The following is a 23,548-nucleotide window of genomic DNA, read 5'->3' as shown; positions in this document are numbered from 1 at the left end:
CATGACAATTTCGTGAAACGGGTTGACTTATTTCCATATTTCAACTAATTTTGAAATATGGAAAATAAAACCGCCGTTACCGCCCTCGCCGCACTGGCCCAAGAGACCCGCTTATCGCTGTTCCGTGCCCTGGTCCAGGCCGGGCCGGCCGGTTTGGCAGCGGGCAAGATCAGCGAAATGCTGGGAATTTCGCCGTCATCGTTGTCGTTTCATTTAAAAGAATTGGTCCATGCCGGTTTGATCGAGTCCCGCAACGAAAGCCGCTTCGTGATCTATTCGGCCAATTTCGCTGCGATGAACCAGCTACTGGCATTTTTGAGCGAGAACTGCTGCGGCGGAAACGACTGTTCGGCGGCCTCGGTCAGCCGCTGCGAGCCCCAAACATGAAATCCGGGCGATTGCCGGAGCGGTCGCTCGTCACGATAAACCTAATCTCAATTCAGCATCCCAATCTATGATGAACGTTCTCTTTCTTTGTACCGGTAACTCCTGCCGCTCGCTGATGGGCGAAGCGATTTTCAACCATCTGGCGCCGCAAGGTTGGCATGCCATCAGCGCTGGCAGCAAGCCGCTTGGCCGGCTCAATCCCGGCGCCGTAGCCTTGCTGGAGGAAAAAGGCATTGCCACCGCCGGCTACTACAGCAAGTCCTGGAACGATCTGCCGGTCACGCCCGACATCGTCATCAGCGTCTGCGGCAATGCCGCCAACGAAACTTGCCCTGCCTATCTGGGCCCGGTGCTGCGCAGCCATTGGGGCGTGGAAGATCCAGCCCATGCCGAAGGCACCGAGGCCGAAATCAAAGCCGCATTCGAAACGGCCTACGCCATTCTGCGCTATCGCATCGAACAATTTCTGGCTTTACCGTTGACCGAATTGCAACACGACCCGGTACGCTTGAAAGCGGAGATGGACCGGATCGGCGTGTCTTTACCTTAACCAGCAGGAGAACAGCCATGAGCAGCATTCAAATCTTCGATCCCTCGCTGTGCTGCAGCAGCGGCGTCTGCGGCGTGGAGGTCGATCAGCAACTGGTCGATGTCGCCGCCGACATCGCCTGGGCCCAGCAAAGCGGTGCCGCCATCGAACGCTTCAATCTGGCGCAGCAGCCTTTGGCCTTTGCCGAAAATCCGGTTGTGAAAGCTTTCCTGGAGCGGTCGGGCGCGGAGGGATTACCGCTGATTCTGGTCGACGGTGAAATTGCCTTGACCGGCCGCTATCCGAATCGAAACGAATTGGCGCGCTGGGCCGCGCTCGACCCGGCGACGGACAAACCGGAAGCGGCCTGCTGCAGTGGCAGCCGCTGCTGCTGATCGGCCGGGGCCTGCCTTGAACTTTCTGCAGCAAGCGCCGCGCTTTCTGTTTTTCACCGGCAAGGGCGGCGTCGGCAAGACCTCGGTGGCTTGCGCCAGCGCCGTTCATTTGGCCGATAGCGGATCTAAAGTGCTATTGGTCAGCACCGACCCGGCCTCGAACGTCGGCCAGGTTTTCGGCCTGGACATCGGCAACCGCATCGCCGCCGTTCCCGCCGTCTCCGGTTTAAGCGCCCTGGAAATCGACCCGCAAGCCGCCGCCCAAGCTTACCGCGACCGCATCGTCGGCCCGGTCAAAGGCTTGTTGCCGGATAACGTGGTCAAGGGGATCGAAGAACAGCTCTCCGGCGCCTGCACCACCGAAATCGCCGCCTTCGACCAATTCGCCGGTTTATTGACCGATGCCGAGTTGGTAGCGGGTTACGACCACATCGTCTTCGATACCGCGCCTACCGGCCACACCATTCGCCTGTTGCAATTGCCCGGCGCCTGGAGCGGCTTTCTGGAAGCGGGCAAAGGCGACGCCTCTTGCCTGGGGCCGCTGGCCGGCCTCGACAAACAGCGCGCTCAGTACAAAGCCGCGGTGGATGCGCTGGCGGACAGCACCCGTACCCGCTTGATTCTGGTGGCTCGCGCCCAGCAATCCACATTGCGGGAAATGGCGCGAACCCATCGGGAACTGGCCGAGATCGGCCTGCGCAGTCAATATTTGCTGATCAACGCGATACTGCCGGCCGAGCAAGTCGCCGACGACCCGCTGGCAATGGCGATTCATCAACGCGAACAAGCCGCATTGGCGAACATGCCCGACGTCCTCGCCGCCTTGCCTAGCGACGCAGTGATGCTGCGGCCCTTCAACATGGTGGGATTGGCTGCGTTGCGCCACTTGCTAACCGGCGACGGCGCAGGCCTGGCCCCGGCCGGCGAGCCTTGCCGGCCCGACGCTCATCCCGGTTTGGCCGAATTAGTCGAAGAAATCGCCCAAGCAGGTCACGGCCTGATCATGCTGATGGGCAAAGGCGGCGTCGGCAAGACCACGCTGGCAGCGGCAATTGCAGTCGATCTGGCCCGGCGCGGCCTGCCGGTGCATTTAACGACCTCCGATCCGGCCGCGCATTTGCAGGAAACGCTGGCCGGCGCGCTGGAACAGTTGACCGTCAGCCGGATCGATCCGGCCGAGGCAACCGAACGCTACCGCCAGCAGGTATTGGCTACCAAGGGCGCACACCTGGACACCCAAGGCCGGGCGCTGCTGGAAGAAGATCTGCGTTCGCCGTGTACCGAGGAAATCGCCGTGTTCCAGGCCTTCTCCCGCATCATCCGCGAGGCATGCCGGCAATTCGTGGTGATGGATACCGCGCCGACCGGCCATACGCTGCTGTTACTGGACGCCACCGGCGCCTACCATCGCGAGGTGGCGCGGCAAATGCAACCCGGTATTCACTATCAGACACCGATGATGCAATTGCAGGATAGCCGACAAACCAAAGTGCTGATTGCCACGCTGGCGGAAACCACGCCGGTGCTGGAAGCCGCCAATCTGCAACAGGATTTGCGCCGGGCGGGTATCGAGCCCTGGGCCTGGATAATCAATAACAGCATCGCCGCCGCCAACGCGACCTCGCCGCTATTGCGGCAACGCGCCAGTAACGAACTGGCCGAAATTGCCGCCGTTGCCAGCCGCCATGCGCCGCGCTACGCCGTGGTACCGTTGCTGCAGGACGAGCCGGTCGGAATCGCCCGCCTGCAACAGTTGACCGGCTCGGATCACTGAGATTTTTCGATGCCGGAACGAATTGCGACTGTTTTATTTCTGTGTACGGCCAACTCGGCGCGCAGCATCATGGCCGAGGCCATCCTCAATCGAGTGGGCCGCGGCAGATTCCAGGCATTCAGCGCGGGCAGCGAGCCCGCCGGCAGCGTGCATCCGTTGACCATCGAGCTGTTGAACCGGCTGGGTTACGAGACACGACCCTTACGCAGCAAACATTGGTCCGAATTCAGCGGTACCGAGGCACCGCCAATGGATTTTGTGTTCACCGTTTGCGACAAAGCGGCCGGCGAACCCTGTCCGGTCTGGCCGAAACGGGCAAGGGCCCATTGGGGCGTGCCGGACCCGGCACTACTCTACGGCTCCGAACAGCAACGCAAGCAATTGTTTTTCGAGGTTTACAGCCTGTTGAAACGCCGTATCGAATTGTTTTGCGCGTTACCGCTGCCGACCTTGGACAGTCTGACCCTAACCCAAAGAATCGACGAAATCGGCCGCAGTGCCGCCGACAGCCACTCACCTTCCGAACCGAGGATATTGCCGCCATGAAACGTTTTCATATCCATATCGCCGTCGACGACCTCGAAGCCAATATCCGCTTTTATAACGCACTATTTCAAGCCGAACCCACAGTGCGGCAGAACGATTACGCCAAGTGGCTGCTGGACGATCCGCGCGTCAACTTTGCCATATCGCAGCGCGGACGCAAACCGGGCCTGGATCATCTGGGCATACAAGTCGAATCGGCGCCGGAGCTGGAAGCGGTGCAGTCGGGCTTGACCGCTGCGGCGGTACCGCTGGCCGAGCAAAAGCAGGCCGCCTGCTGCTACACCAAGTCGGACAAGTATTGGACGGTGGACCCGCAGGGCATTGCCTGGGAAGCCTTCCACTCCCTGGAACAGATCCCGATGTTCGGCGCAGACGATGTGATCCAGATGCCGCCGGCTGCGCCCTGCTGCGGCTCTACGCAGAACGATCCCAGCCAGTGATCGTTTGCAATGATTCGGACACCCTTTCCGAAAAACCGTTTGGAGGAAATTTGATATGAATACCCCACTCTGCCCTAGCCCGCGTTTATCGTTCCTGGACCGGTTTTTGACGCTCTGGATTTTTCTCGCGATGGCCATCGGCGTCGGCCTGGGCTTTGCATTGCCCGAGCAGGTCAAGCAGATCAACGAAACGGTTTCCGTCGGCACCACCAATATCCCAATCGCGATCGGTCTGATCCTGATGATGTATCCGCCGCTGGCCAAGGTACATTACGAAGAATTGGGCGATGTTTTCCGCAATTGGCGAGTATTGGCGCTGTCGCTGGTGCAAAACTGGGTGATCGGGCCGATTTTGATGTTCGGCCTGGCGATTTTATTTTTGCGCGACTATCCGGAATATATGGCCGGGTTGATCATGATCGGCCTGGCGCGCTGCATTGCGATGGTGATCGTCTGGAACGAACTGGCGCGCGGCGACAACCAATATTGCGCAGCGCTGGTCGCGTTTAATAGCGTATTTCAGGTGTTGTTCTTCAGCGTCTACGCCTGGCTGTTCGTCACGGTGCTGCCACCGCTGTTCGGCCTGCCCGGCAGTCTGGTAGACATTACCATCGGCGATATCGCCCACAGCGTGTTTATTTATCTGGGCATCCCGTTCCTGGCCGGTTTTAGCACCCGCTGGATTCTGATCAGAGCCAAGGGCAAGGTTTGGTACCAAGAGCTGTTCGTGCCGAAAATCAGCCCGCTGACCTTGATTGCGCTGCTGTTCACGATTGTGGTGATGTTCTCGTTGAAAGGCGAACTGATCGTGCAACTGCCGCTCGACGTATTGCGCATCGCGCTACCGCTGCTGGTGTATTTCGTGGTGATGTTTCTGGTGAGCTTTGCCAGCGGCAAATTGATCGGCGCCGACTACGGCCAAACCACCACCTTGGCTTTCACCGCCGCCAGCAACAACTTCGAACTCGCTATTGCAGTGGCGGTGGCGGTGTTCGGCATCGACAGCGGCGCCGCCTTTGCCGCTGTGATCGGTCCGTTGATCGAGGTTCCGGTGATGGTGGGTCTGGTCAACGTGGCATTTTGGTTTCGAAAACGCTTGTTCCCCGCCGTCGGCTAGGGCGGATGGGCGCCGGATGCACGACATCAACCAAAGTATTCCGATCCGGAAGCGGTCATGGTGCCAAGTTTCCGGAGCTGAATTTCCGAAGTAGGCTGCTATTGCTCCGGTCGATGCCGGACACCTACTCGCCGTGCTCCGCTTTTTCAGCCAATTCCCGGCGGTATTTATAGGCCACCACACCCAACGCCACGCCGGCACTGAACCAGACCAGCGGGTGCCGCAGAATTTTTCTGACCAAGCCGGCCTTGGTGGTGGCAACCGCCCCCGCCACGGCGCCGGCCAGCGCCGGATGCATCATGCCTTCCCCCATTTTCATGGCCGTGCCGACCATTTTGCCGCCAGCCTCGACCGCCGCTTTTGCTCCGTGTACATGTGCCATGGTAATCACCTCAATCGCTATAAAAATAAAGTAATGCAAGCCTCCGGTTCAGCCGGTCTCCGGCTGGATCCGAAACCGCTTTAGCGGCCGGGCCTGTTGGGTCGGCTGCATCGCGCCGGGCGGCATATTCGCGGCTTTCGGCAACCAAATCCAGCACACTCTCGCGTTGCCGCAACAGGAAGTTTTTACTCTCCACAGCTGTGCGGCTGCCGACGACGATGATTTCTTTACGGTATTTGTGGGTCAGGTAACCGCTGACCACGCCGGTGGCGAACAAGGCCAACGGGTGGCGAACCAAGGCCCCAGTAATGCTTTTGCTGGCGTGGGTCAAGCCGGAAATGACGATGCCCATGAATACGCCTTTGACCAAGGCCTCGCCTCGGGTCGGCGGCGCCATCCGTTTGGTTTTGCGGCCGCCGGTTCCGGATTTTTTACGGGGATCTTGCTGTTCGTGGGCGGTAATGCTGTGGTCGCTCATAACTGTCTCCGTGTTGGCAACGGGAATTGGCCTGCGCCATGCAGTCGACGCCAAAGTGGCCGGCTACGATCTGGCACAGGCTTGACCGATATATCAGACTTCACTAATCTTTCTCCAGTTTTGTTGTGCGGTCAATTCCCTTAAATTTAGCCGCCAAATCAATTATCCGAGATTCCACTATGCCATCAGCCCCTACCCCACCCGGTTCCGGCAGCGTTTTTAAAAAAATACTGACTATCGGTTTTGCCTTGGTCGGAATCGGGCTGATCTTGTGGCTGGACAGCTGGTTCATGGATCATACCGGCATGCCGGATTTGAACGGCGACCTGAATTTCGGCCTGCTGTTTCTGATCGGTTTTTTGACCAGCTTCCACTGCGTCGGCATGTGCGGCCCGTTGATCCTGGGTTATATCGCCAAAAGTGCCAAGGCCGGGCAACATTCGCATACGGCCCATCTGTTATACGGCGCCGGCAAGACGGTTTCCTACGCGTCGATCGGCGCGCTGTTCGGCGCATTCGGCGCCATCGTCGCCTTCACCCCGTTTACCCAAGGCGTGATCGGCGTGGCCGCCGGCTTTTTCCTGATTCTGTTCGGCATCCACATGTTGGAAATATTTCCGGCTTTGCACCATTTCCAGTTCAAGACACCGGCTTTTGTCATGCGTTTCGTCGGCAAAGAATACCGCAAGCACAGCAATCCGTTCGTGATCGGACTGCTGAACGGCCTGATGATTATTTGCGGCCCGCTGCAAGCCATGTACGTGATGGCGGCCGGCAGCGGCAGTTGGTTGCAAGGCGCCGCCATTCTGTTGTTTTTCGGTCTGGGCACCTTGCCACTGTTGATGGGCTTCGGTGTTTTGACCAGCCTGTTATCGGCTAATTTGACCCCCAAATTGCTGAAAGCATCCGGCGTGATTGTGATCGCTTTGGGGGTCATTATGCTGAACCGGGGGCTGTCGGTAACGGGCAGCGGTGCGGATTTCAACACGCTGCTGGCGCGGCTCTCGCTGGAATTCGCCCCGACCTCGGCGCAAACACAGAGCTGCGAGAACGAACAAACCATCCGTATGGAGGTGCTGGAAAACCGTTTTTCTCCGAACAAATTCACCTTGCGCAAAGGCGTCCCGGTGAAATGGGTCATTGACGTCAAAGAGCTCAATCAATGCAACAAAGAAATCGTAGTCCGCGACTACGGCCTGGAAATTCAGCTGCGGCAAGGTACGCAAGTGGTCGAATTCACTCCGCCTGAAGCCGGCGTGGTAGCGTGGAGCTGCTGGATGGGCATGATTCCGGGTACGTTTATCGTCGTCGACGACGTCAAGTCGGCGATAGCCGATCCCGCATCGCCCGCCGCAGTCGATGCCGGGGAGACTGTCTGGCAACGGCTGTTACACCTATTTCGCGAACAGTGGCAAAAAATCCTGCGCTAACGATAACCGGCTTTCAGCCCCGGAGCGTGTCGTTACCGGATCGTCGCTCTCGCCGGTAACTCCTCGTCGAATCGAGCGGCTGCCGTTGCAAGGGCTTGAACTTGCGGCGGAGCAAATGGCTGCGGCAGTCGCCTTTCAAGCCTGCGCTCGATTGAGGTTACCCGGCCAAATCTAAACCAGACAAGACTCGATAAGCTCACATCCCTGTGGCGAGGGTTTGCCGGGCGGCGGCATCGGCAAGCGGACGCTACGGAATCGAAAAACCAAACCGCACCGTCGCTTGTTACCGATCTTAATCCGCTCGCAACAAAACAAGGTGTCAATCCGGTTAAGGTTTGGCGAAATGTATTACACGGTTTCGCACATTGCGCGCCGGGTCTGGCGGCGCTCGCCGGCAGCAATCGATAACGCCAGCAGCGCCATGGCCGCAAACGCGCCGCTGTCGCCTAAACGCAGGTAAGGCGTAGCACCGCGCATCGGCACAATACGGTCGGTAATTGCGACGGTGCTGAACAACGGCGCTTGGCGCTTGACGGTTCCGTCCGGGGCAATGAAGCCGGTCACGCCCGTGTTGGTGGCCCGCACCAAATAGCGGCCGGTTTCCAGCGCCCGCATCTGCGCCATCTGCAGATGCTGGTGGGGTTGGGCCGAGTCGCCGAACCAGGCGTCGTTGGTCATGTTGACGATATACCCGGCCTCGGCCGCCTGACGCGCGACCAGTTCGCCGAATGCATCTTCGTAACAAATGGTCGTGACAAAGGCATGGCCGCCGGCCCGCAACAGCGGTTGGCGGGCGCCGCCGGCGGCGAAATCGCCAAGCGGGATCGCCAATTGGTCCAACACCCAACCCGACAAGGGTTGCAACGGTAAATATTCGCCGAACGGCAGCAGATGGATTTTGTGGTAGAGCGCTTGCGTTTCGCCCAGAGCCAACACGCTGTTGTAGTAATCCTTACCCTGGCCGCTGCTGGGCAAACCGACCACGATATCGACGCCGCGCTCGCGAGCTGCGGCGTGCAGAGGGTCGATAAAAAACGGCTTCACATCTTCCAGAAAAGCCGGGATCGAGGTCTCCGGCCAGATGATAACGTCGGAATCCCAGTGTTGTTCGGTCAGCTTACGGTACAACTTCAAGGTTGCCAGCTGCTGGTTCGCCTGCCATTTGTCGCCTTGGCCGATATTGCCCTGCACCAAAGTAATATCGATCGGCGCGCCGGCGGCTTCAGTCCAGGCGATAGCCTGCATACCGGCACCGCCAACCCATATCGCCAGCAACATCGCCGAACCGAGCCGCCTAGACAATCGGCTTTGGACGATCTCCGCCATCGCAAACCCGGACCACGCCAGCAAAAAGCCGACCGAATAGGCGCCGCCGAGCGGAGCGAAGCCGGCCAGCGGCGTAGCGGTCTGGCTATAACCGATCTGCAGCCAGGGGAAACCATTGAGCACATAATTGCCGCGGAAGTACTCGACCGCCAACCACAGCAAGGCGGCTCCGGCAACCCGCGACCAAACGCCAGGCCACGGCGTCATCGCAATCAACCAAGCCGCCAGCGCCGGAAACAAGGCCCATACCGCCACCAGCAACGCGGTCAAGGCAGCGGCACTGACCGCGTCGGCGCCGCCGAACTGGTGAATACTGATAAACACCCACCAAATCCCGGAACCGAACAAGCCCAAACCGAAGCAATAGCCAACCAAAGCCGCTTGCCGGGGAGTGCGCCCGCTCCAGCTCAGATAAAGTAAGGCCAGCGCAATAGGCGCAAGATAGGCGTAGGCGTATGGGGCGAAGGCCAGAGTCAAAAAGCTGCCGCTGCCGAGCGCGGCGATTTCGGGGCGGTGACGAAAGATTCGAAACATGAACAAACCGGAGTGCAAATGGAGCGGCATTTTATGCAGCCGCGTGCGCTTATTCAAAATCCGCCAACGTTGCAGCGGTTATTCTGTTCTAAACTTGTTTGGGTTTTACTATGCATATCAACGCGCCGTTCATGACAGACACCGCATCCTTGCCGTTCCAACTGACCAGCGAATCGCTGGCAGGCTGGTTGAAATCGCTCAGTTCGCTGGCGCCGGCCGTTGCCGCCAACCAGCTCAATCTGGCCCTGAAAGAATTGGCGCGGACCAACGCCGATGCCGCCCCGTTGCTGCCGTTGTTAATCAATCTGAGCCCGCTGACGCTGCACCTCGCCAACAGTCTGGCCAATCTGGCCCGCGCCGAAGCCCAGGGTAAAGCCTATAAAATCGCCAAACTGGCTGTACAGCTCCTGCGCCATTTGAGTTTGGCGTTGTGCCGGACGGTCGAATCCAATCATCTGACGGCGGAATCGCAGCCGATCGCAATCTTCCACGCCCTACAACTGATCGGCTATTGCCAACGTATTAGCGCCTTGTTTTACGAACCGCCCTCGGCCACGTTATGGAAAAAAACCGCCCTGCTCTACCAGATTGCATCGAAACAAGATTGGCTGCAGCGGGAGATCGTCGCCAAGTTCGCGGATTTGAGACAACCGAATTCAATTGAAGGCGTGGTCAAACGCAATCTGTTATTCGCGATTTGCGCTCCCAACCGCTACCCGGCCGTGGAGATCGAACAACTATTCAAACTTGCCGCCATCGCTCAACCCTTGCTGGAAACCAGCATGCAACCGAGCCGGAATCCGGATTTTTGCTGGGAATTGAAAGACGGCGAACCCTATCCGGCCAAACGCGGTCATTGGCACACCTCGCGCGGCACGGTAGCGATCCGCAGCCATCGACTAGGTCACGCTCTGCGCCTGGGCGAAATCAGCAGCGAACTGCCGCAGGCTGCGCTAAACAAACTGACGCAACACCTTTGCGGCTACGACCAATTGTTCGCGACCGTGGATTTAAAGCCGCCGATATTGCCGGCGCAGTTTTTTCCGGGTTTGAGCAGCGTTCAGGCCTATTTGTCGAGCCAGGATAAATTGTCGAAAATCATGCGCCTAAGCGGACAAACGGCGAACCGGAGCGCCATGCGCGACATGAGTCTGGTGCCGTTGGAGCACGAAAAAAACTTTTACAAACCGAGTACCGGCCACGTTTCCAACTTCAGCAATCAACCCGGCTTTACCGTAACGCTGCTACGCAACCATAGTAAGCAATTTGTCGTGGCCGAAAGTGCCGATGCCGCATTCAATACCGGCGACATCGGCATGCTGAGCCGGGAGCAGCAAGCACCCAGGTTGATGCTGGTACGGCGCCAGGTGGCATTCGAAAATACTTCGCTGATCGCGTTGGAACCGGTGTTAGGCGAATTGTCGATCTACGACTTCTCCATCGGCGACGGCAACACCCTGCAAGCCGTTCTGGTCAATGCCGAAAGCGGTACCGAAGTATTTCTGCCCAAAGGCAAATACTCGCTGGAAAGCAAAATAAGCTTGGCGCACGGACCGAGCTTGCAATTGAAAAGCTGTCTGGAATTTAACGAATACTACGCTCGCTTCCGCGTCACTCTTGATTCGTGACGCCGTGCGGCACATGCGCGGCCGCGACCTGATGCCGTTCGGCCGAATCGCAATGGCCTTTCTGGTCGTCGAAAAAAATATCGGCGCCGAACGCCTTCAGAAAGGCGCCCTTGGACATTCCGCCCAAAAACAAGGCTTCGTCGATCCGAATCCCCCAAGCGCGCAAGGTGCGCACTACCCGTTCGTGCGCCGGCGCGGCGCGGGCCGTGACCAAAGCCGTGCGAATCGGCGAAACCTCCTGATCGAAATGGGTTTGAATCCGATGCAAGGCGCTGAGAAATTCCTTTAACGGCCCGCCGGACAACGGCTTGTGCGCTTCGCTACGTTCGTTGGCGGCAAATGCAGCCAGACCGTGTTGCTGGTATATCCGTTCCGATTCGTCCGAAAACAGCACCGCATCGCCGTCGAAGGCAATCCGCAATTGCGGCGACGGATTGGCTACGGCACCGGAAACGATGGTCGCCGCGGCATAGCCGGCGGCCAGCGCTTTGCGGACGTCTTCGTTGTTGGCGGACAGAAACAGATGGGCGCCGAAGGCCGGAATGTATTCGTAGGGCGACACGCCGCTGGTAAACGCGGCCCGGGTAATCGCCAAGTCGTAATGGTTGATCGAGTTGAAAATGCGCAGGCCGGTGTCGGCGCTGTTCTGCGACAACAGTATGATCTCGACCAGCGGCGAACCGGGAAAGGCTTTATTGATGTCGAGAAATTTTTTGACCAGCGAAAAGCCGAACCCCGGTTGCAGGATTTCGTTTTCGTGTTCGATCTGGTAGCGGCAAAACGCTTCTTTGCCCTGGGTTTCGAAAATTGCGTGCGACTCGTCCAGGTCGAATAAGGCCCGCGACGATACCGCCACCACCAGTTTCTGGTTACTCATCCCGGCAGCCTCAATCCTTGACACGAGTGACCCAGACCGAATCGAGGTTCAAGGTTTTCTTAACCTTTGCGGCGTAGGCTGCCGCTTCGTACTGAGTTTTAAAACCGTCGACGCTGAGGCGGTACCAGTTTTCGCCCTTGGTTTCGGTCTTGCTGACCTTGGCCGGTACGCCTTTGCCGGCGAACTCCTGGGCCTTGCTTTTGGCGTACCAATCCTGCTTGAATGCCACCAGGTTGACTGCCCAGTTCTCTTCGACCGGTTCCGGTTTTTTCTTTTCCGGTTTCGGCGCGGCCGCGACAACGGTCCGGCCTTTTTCCAAAGCGCTGACCTTGTTCTGCAAAGTTTCTATCGCCGCACCGATCTGCAAGTTCTGATTAGCCAGCTCGGTCAGTTTAGTCGCCTGGTCGCCAGCAGGTGCCGGCGCAGCCCCAGCGTTGGCGTGCGGCACTTTGCTCAATTCCGTAATCTGGGTCGACATGACGCCGGCACTGACCGTCAATTCGTCCAATTGTTTTTGCATCATTGCCATCTCGGCCGCATCGTTGGTCGGCGCGGCATTTGCCTGTTCCTGCAATTTTCCGATAATGGTGACCAGTTCGCCGACTTGGGATTTGGTAATAAAGCCCTGCACCCCCAGACCGATACTCGCCAGCAATGCGACACCGGCCACACCAGCCGCCGCGTAGGCCAGCACCGGTTTTTTGGCAGTGAGCGCATCCAAGCCGCGTTTGGTTTTTTTCTGTTCGACTTGCAGGTTTTCCAGGCCGGTCTGGCACTCGCCAAGTTGAGTCCTGTCCGGTTTCTCGGCCAATTCATGCTTCAACTGCTGCAATTGCCGTTTCAACTCGCCGACTTGGCGGTTCAATGCCGTAATGTCGCCGCTGTAGTCGACGGCCGGCGGCGGCGGCGGCGGTGGGGTAACCGCGGCAGCGGCTACCGAGGCTGCTGCGGCAACGGCCGCCAGCTCCGGCTCGTCGTCGCCGGCAATCAGAATATCGCCGTCGTCGGCTTCAGCCGCCGCTGCCGGCTCTACCGGAATATTCGGTTCCGGCTGGTTCGCTTCACCGACGGCAGCAGGGGCTAGCGCTTCGGCGGCATCGGTTTCGGTAAAGGCCTCGCTTGGCTCCGCCTCGGCAGTTTCGGCAGCGGGCTCGGCCAAATCGTCGTCCGCGGTAATATCGAAATCCGCCATCAGAAAATCCGCCGTGTTACCGGCCGACTCCGGTTCATCGCCAAATTCGTCGATATCTGCCACGCTTTCCTGGCCGGCCCGGCCCGGCTCGGCAGCGCTAGCCGCGGGCACCGAATCGATGTCGGCGAATTCGTCGATGTCGTCGATGGCGTCGGCCGCTGTCAATTCGGCCGCGTCGGCAATGGCGTCGGCCTCTTCCAACTCGCGTTGAATGTCGGCACCGACGGCATCGGCAACTTCGTCGGCCAGATCGTCCGACTCCCGACCGGGATTGATTGCGATCTCGGCAATCTCAGTATCGAATTCGTCGCCGAATTCGTCGATATCGTCAAGCGGCCGGTTCTTGCCGGCCGGCAGGTCGATTTCCAACAGGTTGTCGAAATCGCCGAACTCGTCGATCTGCTCATCCGCTTCGCGACCCAAGGTTTCGTCGCCGACCAGTAAGCGGTCTATCGCTTCGTCGTCGTCGATTTCGCCAACCTCGCGGCCGGCCGGCTCGCTGATGTTCAACATCGCATCCAGGTCGTCGGCGAAGGCATCCAGAGTTTTCTTGCTTTTATTACCAGTCGGTTCAGCCATGAGTTTTCTCGGTTCGGTCGGGCGGCCGCTTACGCGCCCGAATTAAGCGTCTGTTGCGCGAGGTTTATCCGGCATTCTTGGCGGCAGTCACCAGCGCATTCACGTCCATCCTCCGCTTGAGTTGGATCTTGCCGAAACCGGCTTCCGCCATCTGTGCCAGAGCGATAGACTCGCGCATCACGTGGTTTTCGGATTCGTCGCTGAACAGATGTATGATCCAATGCTCCAATAAATCCAAGCGATCGATGCCGGTTAAGACTTTGAAGTAACCGGCGACTTCCTGTTGCGTGGCACGGGTGTGTGCGTCGATGTCGTCCAGGCCGTAGCGGTCGCCGTTGACGAAGATGCCGCCCGGTTTCAACACCCGGTAAATCTCGGCCAACACTTGACGCCGGTAACCCGCCTCGAAGTTATGCAAGGTATAGGCGGATGCCACCGCATCGGCGCTGTCTGCGGGCAAATCGCGCAATGCGCTCAAGGCGTCTTGCCCGGAAAAATCGAGCCGCCCCTGTTGCACCCAGTCTTGCAAGCTCAATTTGGCTTGGTTTTGCATCGTCGGTTCGCTGTCGATGCTCAATACCCGACAATTTTCCGCCGCCGACAATATAGCCAGCGTGGTAATACCGGTACCGCCGCCCAACTCGACCACACTGGCCGGGCTAGCGTGGCCCCGGCAAAAATCGCCGATTTCCAAGCCGACCAGACGACTCATTTCCGTCGCGAACGGACAGATCAGTTTCAGCATGTCGTATTCCCGACCGATCACGCCGGAGAACATCGCATCGAACGGGTTATCGGCACTCATTTATCGTCCTTGAGTTTTTGCCGAGCCTGGTAAGCCGCCAATTGTTCAGGGGTAGCTTCAAGCTGGTATTTTTCCTTCCATTCGGCATACGGCATGCCGTAGACGATCTCCCGGGCCTGTTCGTAATCGACGGCAATACCGCGTTCGGCCGCCGCAGCCGCATACCATTTGGCCAGACAGTTGCGACAGAAATCCGCGAGGATCATCAATTCGATATTTTGTACTTCGGTGTGCTTTTGCAAATGGGCAAGCAGTTGTCGGAAAGCAGCGGCCTCCAACTCGGTGCTATGGGTATCTGACATGAAATCCTCCTTTAAATTCGGCATTTTAGCAGCAAAGCCGCCCGGCTCATGTACAATTGCAAACAAAGATTCTACAATGAAGCATCGTTACTTCGGCCCCTAACGTCACTCCAGTGAGCACCATACACAGTTCGTCATTGGCCTACTATCCGGTCGGCTATAAATATCCGCAGGCCGGACCGTCAGACGCCAAACGCGAACAGCCGCCGATAGCGATTACCGAAGCGGAGCTGACAAACCGGCAACCGCAAAGCCAACGCCAACCTTCGTCCACCGCGCAAATCCAGGCAGCCTTGGCCGAAACCGAATTGATGCTTGAACCCCGTAACGTACCGACCAATTCGCGCACTTTGAAAGCCCTGAACGCTTATACCGAAAACCGCAACCAACTCGTTCAAGAACAGCTCAACCAAACAATTTCCGGTATCGATCTTTACGCCTAACTATTCTGCTTAACCATCCATCATGAAACCGCTTTTAGAGTTCTTTCCCATCGTTTTGTTTTTTGTCGCCTACAAGCTCTACGACATCTACGTTGCCACCGGCGTGGTGATTGCCGCAACCGTCGTTCAGGTCTGCCTGTACTGGCTGCTCTACCGCAAAGTCGAAACGATGCAATGGATTACGCTGGGATTGATCCTGGTCATGGGCGGCGCCACACTGTATTTGCAAGACGAACAATTCATCAAATGGAAACTGACCATCATCGAATGGTTGTTCGGCGGCGCGTTCTTGGCCAGCCAATTCGTCGGCAATAAAACCTTCATCGAACGTATGATGGGCGCCAATCTGGAGCTGCCGGCCCGTATCTGGAAACGACTGAACCTAAGCTGGGCCTTGTTTTTCATCGGCGTCGGCTTTTTGAATTTATACGTGATGCACCATTACAGCACCGACGACTGGGTCAGCTTCAAGACCTTCGGCGTACCGGGCCTGATGGTGTTGTTTATTGGCGTACAAATGGCATTTCTCTATAAACATGTGCCGACTCCGGAAGCGAAGGAATGATGCTTTACGCCATTATTGCTGAAGACGCGGCCGACAGCCTGAGCAAACGCCTGGCGACACGCCCCGCCCACTTGGCGAGACTACAGGCTTTGCAAGACCAGGGCCGATTGGTGCTGGCCGGGCCGCATCCGGCAATCGACGCCGAAAACCCCGGCGAAGCCGGCTTTAGCGGCAGCCTGATCGTTGCCGAGTTTCCCGATCTGCAGAGCGCCAAGACATGGGCCGATGCCGATCCCTATTTTGCCACCGGCGTTTACGCCGGCGTTACCGTCAAACCTTTTAAACAAGTATTTCCCCAATGACTGCCGATATCATCAGACACAAGCTGGAAGACGCTTTCCAGCCGGAATTAATCGAAATTATCGACCATAGCGCCGCGCATGCAGGACATGCCGGAAACCAAGGCGGCGGCCATTACCACGTCACCCTGGTTTCAACGCAGTTCGAAAACAAATCGTTGGTGCAACGCCACCAATTGGTCTACCAAGCCTTGGGCGATATGATGAAGGCTGAGATTCACGCCTTGAGCATTAACGCTTTAACTCCCTCTGAAAACAGCAAAGGAAATTCTTGATATGAAATTGAAACTTGTCCCTCTGGTTCTGGCCGGCGCCGCTCTGCTGCCGGGCTGCTTCGAAGAAAAAGCCAAAGAGGCTGCCCCCGCAACCCCGACAGTCAGCAAAGAAGATGCAGTCGCTTCGGTCAACGGCACCTACATCAGCAAAAAAACCCTGGAAACGTTGGAAAAAGAGATTTCGGAACGTAGCCAAGGCCAAACCTTTCCGAAGGAACAATTATTGGAAGAGTTGATTCAACGCGAATTGTTGATTCAACAGGCGCTGCAGAAGCAGTTGGATAAAACGCCGGAAGTGATCGAGCGGATGGCAACCGTCAGAAATTCCTTGCTGTCGCAAGCAGCGTTGCAGGATTACCTGAAAGCCAACCCGGTCACCGATGAAGAGATCAAAGCCGAATACGATTCGAAAATGGCCAATATGGGCAGCGAATACAAGGCCCGCCATATTCTGGTCAAAACCGAAGACGAAGCCAAAAAATTGATCGCCGAGCTGGATAAAGGCGGCAACTTTAACGAACTGGCTAAAAAACATTCGATCGACCCGATGGGCTCGGAAGGTGGCGATTTAGGCTGGTTTACCGCCGACCGGATGGTGCCGCCATTCTCCGAAGCGGTGGTAGCGCTGGAGAACGGCAAATACAGCAAACAACCGGTGCAAACCCAGTTCGGCTGGCACGTGATTTTGCGCGAAGAATCCAGAGCTTTGACCCCACCGCCGCTGGACGCCGTCAAAGAACAAATCCGGCCGATGTTGCAACGGCAAAAAGCTCAAGCAATGATCGAAAACCTGCGCAAGAACGCAAAAGTGGAAGTGATGTTGCCGCCGACACCGGCTAAACCAGAAGAAGCGCAACCTGCAGCTCCGGCCGAATCGCAACCTGCAGCTCCAGCTGAACAACCTGCCGCGGCACCGGCCGATCAGCCAGCCGCTCCATCCGAACCGGCAACCCCGTCAACGGAAACCAAACCCGCGGACCCGGCAGCCGCAAAATAACCAAACAGCCTGCGTGGCAATACAGGGCGGACACCCGCCCTGTTCCTCTGAATCCTATAGCAGCGGACTAAGCTGCCTGCGCCCTCAACGCCTGATTTTGGCACTTCTCATCCAACATCGCCTTGATACTGGCGGAACATTTACCGCAAACGCCGCCAGCCCCGGTACACTCCATGACCTGTCTACGACTGCAAACACCCTGGCTGATCGCTTGAGCAACCTGCTTATCGGTAACCGCTTTGCACACGCACACATACATACAAAAATCTCCAGATCATTTTGGATTAATGATAACAATTATCATTTAAAAGTAAAGTGATGCCGGCGGCATTTTTTTCTGGTACCGAACTAAGCCAAACGCTCTTAGTCGAAACGCCGGATTACCTTGCGATGCTTAGGAAATTCGCGGGATTGAGCCATGAATCCCAATTGCGTTGGCGGGTTTTTTCGTGCTTAAATACTCTGATAACCTTTTCGTCATTTACAAGAGCCAATGATGCAAGACTATCAAACCCAACAAGCCACTGTGCTGGAAATACTGGACGCTCACCGAACGATGCCGGGCAGCTTATTACCGATTCTGCACGGCATTCAGGACACCCTGGGCTACATTCCTCCGGCTGCCGTGGCAGACATCGCAAGTTCTCTGAATTTGTCGCAAGCCGAAGTACACGGGGTTATTAGTTTTTATCATTACTTCCGCGACACTCCGCCAGGCAAACACACCGTGCGCATCTGCCGTGCCGAATCCTGCCAATCGATGAACAGCACCGCCCTGGAAAACCACGCCAAACAGGTGCTCGGCATCGATTATCACGAAACTACCGCAGACCAAGCCTTCTCGCTGGAACCGGTCTATTGCCTGGGCAATTGCGCCTGCTCGCCATCCATTACGATAGACGACCAAGTATTCGGCCGCGTCACGCCGGATAAATTCGACAGTCTGATTGCAAAATTCAAAGGTGCTTAACATGACCCGCCTGTTTATTTCCCGCGACTCCACCGCGCTGTCACTGGGCGCCGAACAAGTCGCCAACGCCTTCGCTCAACATACGGCCGACCGCGGCCAATCGGTACAAATCGTTCGTAACGGCTCGCGCGGCTTGTTCTGGCTGGAACCTCTGGTAGAAGTCGAAACACCGAATGGCCGCATCGCTTACGGCCCGGTGCAGGAAGAAGATGTCGCTTCGCTGCTCGAAGCCGGATTATTGGAAGGAAAATCACATCCGCTTTACCTGGGCAATATCGAAGAGCTCCCCTATTTCAAAAACCAAAACCGGCTGACTTTCGCCCGTGTCGGCATCACCGACCCGGTCAGTCTCGAAGACTATCTGGCCAACGACGGCTACAAAGGCCTGAAAAACGCTTTAGCGCTGCAACCGGCCGAAATCGTCAAACATGTTACCGACTCAGGCCTACGCGGCCGCGGCGGCGCAGCATTCCCGACCGGCATCAAATGGAATACCGTGCTGAACGCCACCGGCGACCAGAAATATATCGTTTGCAACGCCGACGAAGGCGACTCTGGCACCTTCTCCGACCGGATGATCATGGAAGGCGATCCGTTTGTACTGATCGAAGGCATGACCATCGCCGGCGTTGCGGTCGGCGCCACCCAAGGTTACATCTATCTGCGCGTCGAATACCCCCACGCCAAAATTGCCTTGAACCAAGCCATCGAAGCCGCCTACAAAAACGGCTATCTGGGCGAAAACATCCAAGGCAGCGGCAAGACTTTCCACTTGGAAGTCCGCAGCGGCGCCGGCGCTTACGTCTGCGGCGAAGAGACATCATTATTGGAAAGCCTGGAAGGCAAACGCGGCCTAGTGCGGTTCAAACCGCCGCTTCCCGCCATCGTCGGCCTGTTCGGCAAACCGACCATCGTCAACAACGTGATTTCTCTGGCGTCCGTGCCGATCATTCTGGACAAGGGCGGCGAGTACTACAAAAATTACGGCATGGGCCGCTCGCGCGGCACGCTGCCGTTGCAACTGGCCGGCAACATCAAACATCCCGGTCTGTTCGAAGCCGCATTCGGTATGACCTTACGCGAACTACTCTACGACTACGGCGGCGGTTCCGCCAGCGGTCGACCGATCCGGGCGGTGCAGGTCGGCGGCCCGTTGGGCGCCTACATGCCGGAAAGCCAATTCGATACACCGCTGGATTACGAAGCCTTCGCCGCCATCGGCGCGGTTTTGGGCCACGGCGGTTTGGTCGTTCACGACGACACGACCAATCTGGCAGACATGGCCCGTTACGCGATGGAATTCTGCGTCGAGGAATCCTGCGGCAAATGCACGCCGTGCCGGATCGGCTCGACCCGCGGCGTCGAAGTCATCGACCGCATCGTCGCCAACGTCGACAAGGCCAAAAACACCGAATTGCTGCGCGACCTGTGCGACACGATGTTGTGCGGCTCGCTGTGCGCGATGGGCGGCATGACACCGTATCCGGTGTTGAGCGCATTGAACCATTTCCCCGAAGACTTTGGCTTACACCCCGCCAAAGCCTGATCTATCCTCCCGGAGGTAGCTATGTCATTAAACAACGAAATCGACTACGGCACGCCGGCCAGCGCGTCGGCTGAACAAGTCTCCCTGGAAATCGACGGCCACAAAGTGACCGTCAATGCCGGCACTTCGGTAATGCGTGCGGCCGCTGAGGCCGGCATCAGCATTCCGAAATTGTGCGCCACCGACCGTTTGGACCCGTTCGGCTCTTGCCGAATGTGTCTGGTACAAATCGAAGGCGCACGCGGCTACCCCGCCTCTTGCACTACACCAGTCGCCGCCGGCATGAAGGTGACCACGCAAAATGAAAAGCTGGCGAAGCTGCGTAAAGGCATTGCCGAGCTGTATATCTCCGACCATCCGCTGGATTGCTTGACCTGCTCCGCCAACGGCAATTGCGAACTGCAAGATACGGTCGGCGCGGTCGGTCTGCGGGAAGTGCGTTACGGTTTCGAAGGCGAAAACCATCTACAAGCCGAAAAAGACGAAAGCAACCCCTATTTCTCGTTCGACCCTTCGAAATGCATCGTCTGTTCGCGTTGCGTCAGAGCCTGTGAAGAAGTGCAAGGTACTTTTGCGTTGACGATCGATGGCCGCGGCTTCGAGTCGAAAGTCTCTCCGGGCCAAAACCAGCCGTTTATGGAGTCGGAGTGCGTGTCTTGTGGCGCCTGCGTCCAAGCTTGCCCGACGGCAACGCTGATGGAAAAAGCCGTGATCGACCACGGCCAACCCGAACACAGCGCGATTACCACCTGCGCCTATTGCGGCGTCGGCTGCTCGTTCAAAGCCGAGATGAAAGGCGAACAACTGGTGCGCATGGTTCCGGACAAAAACGGCCAAGCCAACCACGGTCACTCTTGCGTGAAAGGCCGCTTCGCCTTCGGTTACGCCACCCATAAAGACCGCATCACCAAACCAATGGTGCGCGATAAAATCACCGACCCATGGCGCGAAGTGAGCTGGGAAGAAGCGATCGAAACTGCAGCCAGCCGCTTGAAAGGGATTCAAGCCAAGTACGGCAAAGACGCGGTAGGTGGCATTACCTCTTCCCGCTGTACCAACGAAGAGACCTATCTGGTACAAAAACTGATCCGCGCCGGTTTTGGCAACAACAACGTCGACACCTGCGCCCGCGTCTGCCACTCGCCGACCGGTTACGGTTTGAAAACCACTTTCGGAGAATCGTCAGGCACCCAAACCTTTGACTCGGTGTTGCAATCCGACGTAATCCTGGTCATCGGCGCCAACCCGACCGACGGCCATCCGGTATTCGGTTCATTGATGAAACGCCGCCTGCGCCAAGGCGCCAAATTGATTGTGGTCGACCCGCGCGAAATCGACTTGGTGCGCAATAGCCCGCACATCAAAGCTGATTACCACCTGAAACTGCGTCCCGGCACCAACGTCGCCGTGGTCACCGCGCTGGCTCACGTCATCGTTACTGAAGGCTTGGTCGACGAAGCGTTCGTCAACGAACGTTGCGACGTCGAATCCTTCGGCAAATGGCGCACCTTCGTCGCCAAACCGGAAAACTCTCCGGAAGCCATGGCCGAATTGACCGGCGTACCCGCTGAATTGTTGCGCGGCGCGGCGCGTTTATATGCCACCGGCGGCAACGGCGCGATCTACTACGGCTTGGGCGTTACCGAACACAGCCAAGGTTCGACCACCGTGATCGGCATTGCCAACCTGGCGATGGCCACCGGCAACATCGGTCGCGAAGGCGTCGGCGTCAACCCACTACGCGGCCAAAACAACGTGCAAGGTTCTTGCGACATGGGCTCCTTCCCGCACGAATTCGTCGGCTACCGCCACGTTTCCGATGGCGCCACCCGCGCCCAGTTCGAAGCGGAATGGGGCGTCAACCTGGCTTCCGAACCCGGCCTGCGGATTCCGAACATGTTCGCTGCCGCGATCGAAGGCAGCTTCAAAGGCCTGTACGTACAAGGCGAGGACATCGCCCAATCCGACCCGGACATCAACCACGTTCACCACGCCCTGCGCGAACTGGAATGCCTGATCGTGCAAGACATTTTCCTCAACGAAACCGCCAAGTTCGCTCACGTGTTCCTGCCCGGTTCATCGTTCCTGGAGAAGAACGGTACCTTCACTAATGCCGAACGGCGGATCTCACCGGTGCGTAAAGTCATGAAGCCCTTAGCCGGCAAAGAAGATTGGGAAGTCACCCAAGACCTGTCTAACGCGCTAGGCTATCCGATGAATTATGCACATCCGTCGGAAATCATGGACGAGATCGCTCGCCTGACCCCGCAATTTGCCGGTGTCAGCTACGCGAAAATCGACGAAATGGGCAGCATTCAATGGCCTTGCAACGAGGAACACCCGGACGGCACGCCAATCATGCACGCCGATCAGTTCGTACGCGGCAAGGGCCGTTTCCTGTTGACCGAGTATGTTGCTACCAGTGAACGCACCAACAGCAAATATCCGCTGATTCTGACTACCGGTCGCATTTTGTCGCAATACAACGTCGGCGCCCAAACCCGTCGTACCGAAAACGTGGCATGGCATCAGGAGGACCGTCTGGAAATCCATCCGCACGATGCCGAAGTTCTGGGCATCGTGGACGGCGACTGGTGCGGCGTAAAAAGCCGTTCGGGCGAGACCGTGCTACGGGCACTGGTTACCGACCGGATGCAGCCTGGCGTGGTCTACACCACTTTCCACTTCCCGCATTCCGGCGCGAACGTGATCACCACCGACAACTCGGACTGGGCCACCAACTGCCCGGAATACAAGGTTACGGCGGTACACGTCGCGAAAGTGGCGCAACCGTCCGAGTGGCAGAAGGAATACCAGGCCTTCTCCGACGACCAGCAATCCTTGCTGGATAACCGTATCGTCACCGCCGGCTAAATCCAAGCAAAACCTAGCATGGATCCAGTACCCGCGGAACTAGGCTGGACCAGCTATCGGACCGGAACGTTCGATAGCTGGCGCGGCCCGGAGCATAGCCGCAAACAGGACTACGTCGCCGAAGAGGTGCCGGTAGTCCTGGTCTACAACACGATACCTCACGTGGTCATGCTGACCACACCGCTCAATCTCGAGGATTTCGGCCTTGGCTTCAGCTTGACCGAAGACATCGTCCGTCATCCGTCCGAGATCCAGTCAATCAAGGTCGTACAGCGCTCCAAGGGCATCGAAGTCCGCATGCAAATTCCCGAGGAACGTTTCGACAAACTGCACGGTAAAGGCAAAAACCTGACCGGCCGCACCGGCTGCGGCTTGTGCGGGGCTACGACGTTGGAACAAGCCATCCGTCCGCCACGCACGGTTGGCAAAGGCTTGGTTCTGGACGCACCGCTACTGCGCGACGCTTTTGAAACGATGCGTCAGCAACAAGCGTTGAATTTATTGACCGGGGCCGTACACGCCGCCGCCTGGCTAGATTCCGAAAAAGGCATAACCGCGGTGCGCGAAGACGTCGGCCGCCACAATGCGCTGGACAAGCTGATCGGTGCCCTCGCCAAAAGCGGCTGCGATTTTTCCGCCGGCTGGCTGTTGGTCACCAGCCGCGCCAGTTACGAAATGGTACAAAAAGCCGCCAGCGTCGGCATCACCTTGCTGGCCGCCATCTCGGCGCCGACCGCCCTCGCGATCCGTTTGGCGGACGAGTGCGGCTTAACCCTGGTCGGCTTTACCCGCAACGATAACCACACGATTTATACTCATCCTTTTCGCCTACAACATTTACAAACATCCGTCGCATAG

General features: G+C 57.6%; 26 protein-coding genes. 18 read left to right on the top strand and 8 right to left on the bottom strand.

The window, feature by feature from the left end; all coding sequences use genetic code 11:
* The first annotated feature begins 57 nt into the window (after positions 1 to 57).
* The 7 genes from ACH518_RS09290 to arsB all read left to right on the top strand — a co-directional run bounded on the left by ACH518_RS09290 (position 58) and on the right by arsB (position 5,188).
* The gene (locus ACH518_RS09290) at positions 58 to 387 is read left to right on the top strand and encodes an ArsR/SmtB family transcription factor (protein ID WP_445372676.1); all 330 of its coding nucleotides are present in this window, start codon (positions 58 to 60) and stop codon (positions 385 to 387) included.
* Between the two features lie 70 nt (positions 388 to 457).
* On the top strand, positions 458 to 937 hold the full coding sequence (locus ACH518_RS09285) for an arsenate reductase ArsC (protein ID WP_278212867.1): 480 nt from the start codon (positions 458 to 460) through the stop codon (positions 935 to 937).
* A gap of 17 nt (positions 938 to 954) precedes the next feature.
* Positions 955 to 1,311 (top strand): arsenite efflux transporter metallochaperone ArsD, encoded by a 357-nt coding sequence (gene arsD, locus ACH518_RS09280; protein ID WP_445372675.1) that lies wholly within the window; start codon positions 955 to 957, stop codon positions 1,309 to 1,311.
* A gap of 16 nt (positions 1,312 to 1,327) precedes the next feature.
* Positions 1,328 to 3,085: an arsenical pump-driving ATPase gene (arsA, locus tag ACH518_RS09275; protein ID WP_445372674.1), complete on the top strand. Its 1,758-nt coding sequence runs from the start codon at positions 1,328 to 1,330 to the stop codon at positions 3,083 to 3,085.
* A gap of 9 nt (positions 3,086 to 3,094) precedes the next feature.
* On the top strand, positions 3,095 to 3,631 hold the full coding sequence (locus ACH518_RS09270; RefSeq protein WP_445372673.1) for an arsenate reductase ArsC: 537 nt from the start codon (positions 3,095 to 3,097) through the stop codon (positions 3,629 to 3,631).
* Positions 3,628 to 4,071 (top strand): ArsI/CadI family heavy metal resistance metalloenzyme, encoded by a 444-nt coding sequence (locus ACH518_RS09265; protein WP_445372672.1) that lies wholly within the window; start codon positions 3,628 to 3,630, stop codon positions 4,069 to 4,071. Before ACH518_RS09270 ends, ACH518_RS09265 begins: the two co-directional genes overlap by 4 nt.
* Positions 4,072 to 4,126: 55 nt before the next feature.
* Positions 4,127 to 5,188, top strand: a complete 1,062-nt coding sequence (gene arsB, locus ACH518_RS09260; RefSeq protein WP_445372671.1) for an ACR3 family arsenite efflux transporter — start codon at positions 4,127 to 4,129, stop codon at positions 5,186 to 5,188.
* Between the two features lie 124 nt (positions 5,189 to 5,312).
* Here arsB and ACH518_RS09255 read toward each other — a convergent pair whose 3' ends face one another.
* Positions 5,313 to 5,570 (bottom strand): hypothetical protein, encoded by a 258-nt coding sequence (locus ACH518_RS09255; RefSeq protein WP_445372670.1) that lies wholly within the window; start codon positions 5,568 to 5,570, stop codon positions 5,313 to 5,315.
* Between the two features lie 10 nt (positions 5,571 to 5,580).
* Positions 5,581 to 6,048 (bottom strand): hypothetical protein, encoded by a 468-nt coding sequence (locus ACH518_RS09250; RefSeq protein ID WP_445372669.1) that lies wholly within the window; start codon positions 6,046 to 6,048, stop codon positions 5,581 to 5,583.
* A 179-nt stretch (positions 6,049 to 6,227) separates the two neighbouring features.
* Here ACH518_RS09250 and ACH518_RS09245 point away from each other — a divergent pair, with 179 nt between their 5' ends.
* Positions 6,228 to 7,478: an urease accessory protein UreH domain-containing protein gene (locus tag ACH518_RS09245; RefSeq protein ID WP_445372668.1), complete on the top strand. Its 1,251-nt coding sequence runs from the start codon at positions 6,228 to 6,230 to the stop codon at positions 7,476 to 7,478.
* 348 nt (positions 7,479 to 7,826) lie between these two features.
* Here ACH518_RS09245 and lnt read toward each other — a convergent pair whose 3' ends face one another.
* Entirely contained in the window at positions 7,827 to 9,368 is a 1,542-nt protein-coding gene (gene lnt, locus ACH518_RS09240) for an apolipoprotein N-acyltransferase (protein ID WP_445372667.1), read from the bottom strand.
* Between the two features lie 101 nt (positions 9,369 to 9,469).
* On the opposite strand from lnt, the gene ACH518_RS09235 reads away from it, so the two are divergent.
* Positions 9,470 to 10,966 (top strand): hypothetical protein, encoded by a 1,497-nt coding sequence (locus tag ACH518_RS09235; protein ID WP_445372666.1) that lies wholly within the window; start codon positions 9,470 to 9,472, stop codon positions 10,964 to 10,966.
* On the opposite strand, the gene ACH518_RS09230 is transcribed toward ACH518_RS09235, so the two are convergent.
* The 4 genes from ACH518_RS09230 to ACH518_RS09215 all read right to left on the bottom strand — a co-directional run bounded on the left by ACH518_RS09230 (position 10,950) and on the right by ACH518_RS09215 (position 14,721).
* Positions 10,950 to 11,843 carry a 5'-nucleotidase gene (locus ACH518_RS09230; protein ID WP_445372665.1) on the bottom strand — a complete coding sequence of 298 codons (894 nt, stop codon included), beginning with the start codon at positions 11,841 to 11,843 and terminating at the stop codon, positions 10,950 to 10,952. The genes ACH518_RS09235 and ACH518_RS09230 overlap by 17 nt on opposite strands.
* Positions 11,844 to 11,853: 10 nt before the next feature.
* Positions 11,854 to 13,614 (bottom strand): SPOR domain-containing protein, encoded by a 1,761-nt coding sequence (locus tag ACH518_RS09225; RefSeq protein ID WP_445372664.1) that lies wholly within the window; start codon positions 13,612 to 13,614, stop codon positions 11,854 to 11,856.
* Between the two features lie 64 nt (positions 13,615 to 13,678).
* Positions 13,679 to 14,419, bottom strand: a complete 741-nt coding sequence (locus tag ACH518_RS09220; protein WP_445372663.1) for a methyltransferase domain-containing protein — start codon at positions 14,417 to 14,419, stop codon at positions 13,679 to 13,681.
* Complete coding sequence (locus ACH518_RS09215; RefSeq protein WP_445372662.1) at positions 14,416 to 14,721, bottom strand: DUF1244 domain-containing protein; 306 nt, start codon at positions 14,719 to 14,721, stop codon at positions 14,416 to 14,418. Before ACH518_RS09215 ends, ACH518_RS09220 begins: the two co-directional genes overlap by 4 nt.
* Positions 14,722 to 14,834: 113 nt before the next feature.
* On the opposite strand from ACH518_RS09215, the gene ACH518_RS09210 reads away from it, so the two are divergent.
* The 5 genes from ACH518_RS09210 to ACH518_RS09190 are packed head-to-tail and all read left to right on the top strand — an operon-like array spanning position 14,835 to position 17,300.
* Positions 14,835 to 15,164: a hypothetical protein gene (locus tag ACH518_RS09210; RefSeq protein ID WP_140913044.1), complete on the top strand. Its 330-nt coding sequence runs from the start codon at positions 14,835 to 14,837 to the stop codon at positions 15,162 to 15,164.
* A gap of 22 nt (positions 15,165 to 15,186) precedes the next feature.
* Positions 15,187 to 15,729: a septation protein A gene (locus ACH518_RS09205; protein WP_140913043.1), complete on the top strand. Its 543-nt coding sequence runs from the start codon at positions 15,187 to 15,189 to the stop codon at positions 15,727 to 15,729.
* Positions 15,729 to 16,031: a YciI family protein gene (locus ACH518_RS09200; RefSeq protein WP_445372988.1), complete on the top strand. Its 303-nt coding sequence runs from the start codon at positions 15,729 to 15,731 to the stop codon at positions 16,029 to 16,031. Before ACH518_RS09205 ends, ACH518_RS09200 begins: the two co-directional genes overlap by 1 nt.
* Entirely contained in the window at positions 16,028 to 16,303 is a 276-nt protein-coding gene (locus ACH518_RS09195; RefSeq protein WP_278209290.1) for a BolA family protein, read from the top strand. Before ACH518_RS09200 ends, ACH518_RS09195 begins: the two co-directional genes overlap by 4 nt.
* 1 nt (position 16,304) lies before the next feature.
* Entirely contained in the window at positions 16,305 to 17,300 is a 996-nt protein-coding gene (locus ACH518_RS09190; protein ID WP_445372661.1) for a peptidylprolyl isomerase, read from the top strand.
* Between the two features lie 67 nt (positions 17,301 to 17,367).
* On the opposite strand, the gene ACH518_RS09185 is transcribed toward ACH518_RS09190, so the two are convergent.
* Positions 17,368 to 17,559, bottom strand: coding sequence for a (2Fe-2S)-binding protein (locus ACH518_RS09185; protein ID WP_140913040.1), 192 nt, complete (start codon positions 17,557 to 17,559; stop codon positions 17,368 to 17,370).
* A 237-nt stretch (positions 17,560 to 17,796) separates the two neighbouring features.
* Here ACH518_RS09185 and ACH518_RS09180 point away from each other — a divergent pair, with 237 nt between their 5' ends.
* Genes ACH518_RS09180 through fdhD form a run of 4 tightly spaced genes read left to right on the top strand, consistent with a single transcriptional unit; the run spans position 17,797 to position 23,548 of the window.
* Entirely contained in the window at positions 17,797 to 18,270 is a 474-nt protein-coding gene (locus tag ACH518_RS09180) for a formate dehydrogenase subunit gamma (RefSeq protein WP_445372987.1), read from the top strand.
* A gap of 1 nt (position 18,271) precedes the next feature.
* On the top strand, positions 18,272 to 19,816 hold the full coding sequence (locus tag ACH518_RS09175; RefSeq protein WP_445372660.1) for a formate dehydrogenase beta subunit: 1,545 nt from the start codon (positions 18,272 to 18,274) through the stop codon (positions 19,814 to 19,816).
* Positions 19,817 to 19,837: 21 nt separating this feature from the next.
* Positions 19,838 to 22,690 (top strand): formate dehydrogenase subunit alpha, encoded by a 2,853-nt coding sequence (gene fdhF, locus ACH518_RS09170; protein WP_445372659.1) that lies wholly within the window; start codon positions 19,838 to 19,840, stop codon positions 22,688 to 22,690.
* A gap of 18 nt (positions 22,691 to 22,708) precedes the next feature.
* Complete coding sequence (gene fdhD / locus ACH518_RS09165) at positions 22,709 to 23,548, top strand: formate dehydrogenase accessory sulfurtransferase FdhD (protein WP_140913037.1); 840 nt, start codon at positions 22,709 to 22,711, stop codon at positions 23,546 to 23,548.

Source organism: Methylomonas sp. HW2-6 (assembly GCF_052474525.1).
This window is presented reverse-complemented; position numbering and strand designations above follow the sequence as displayed.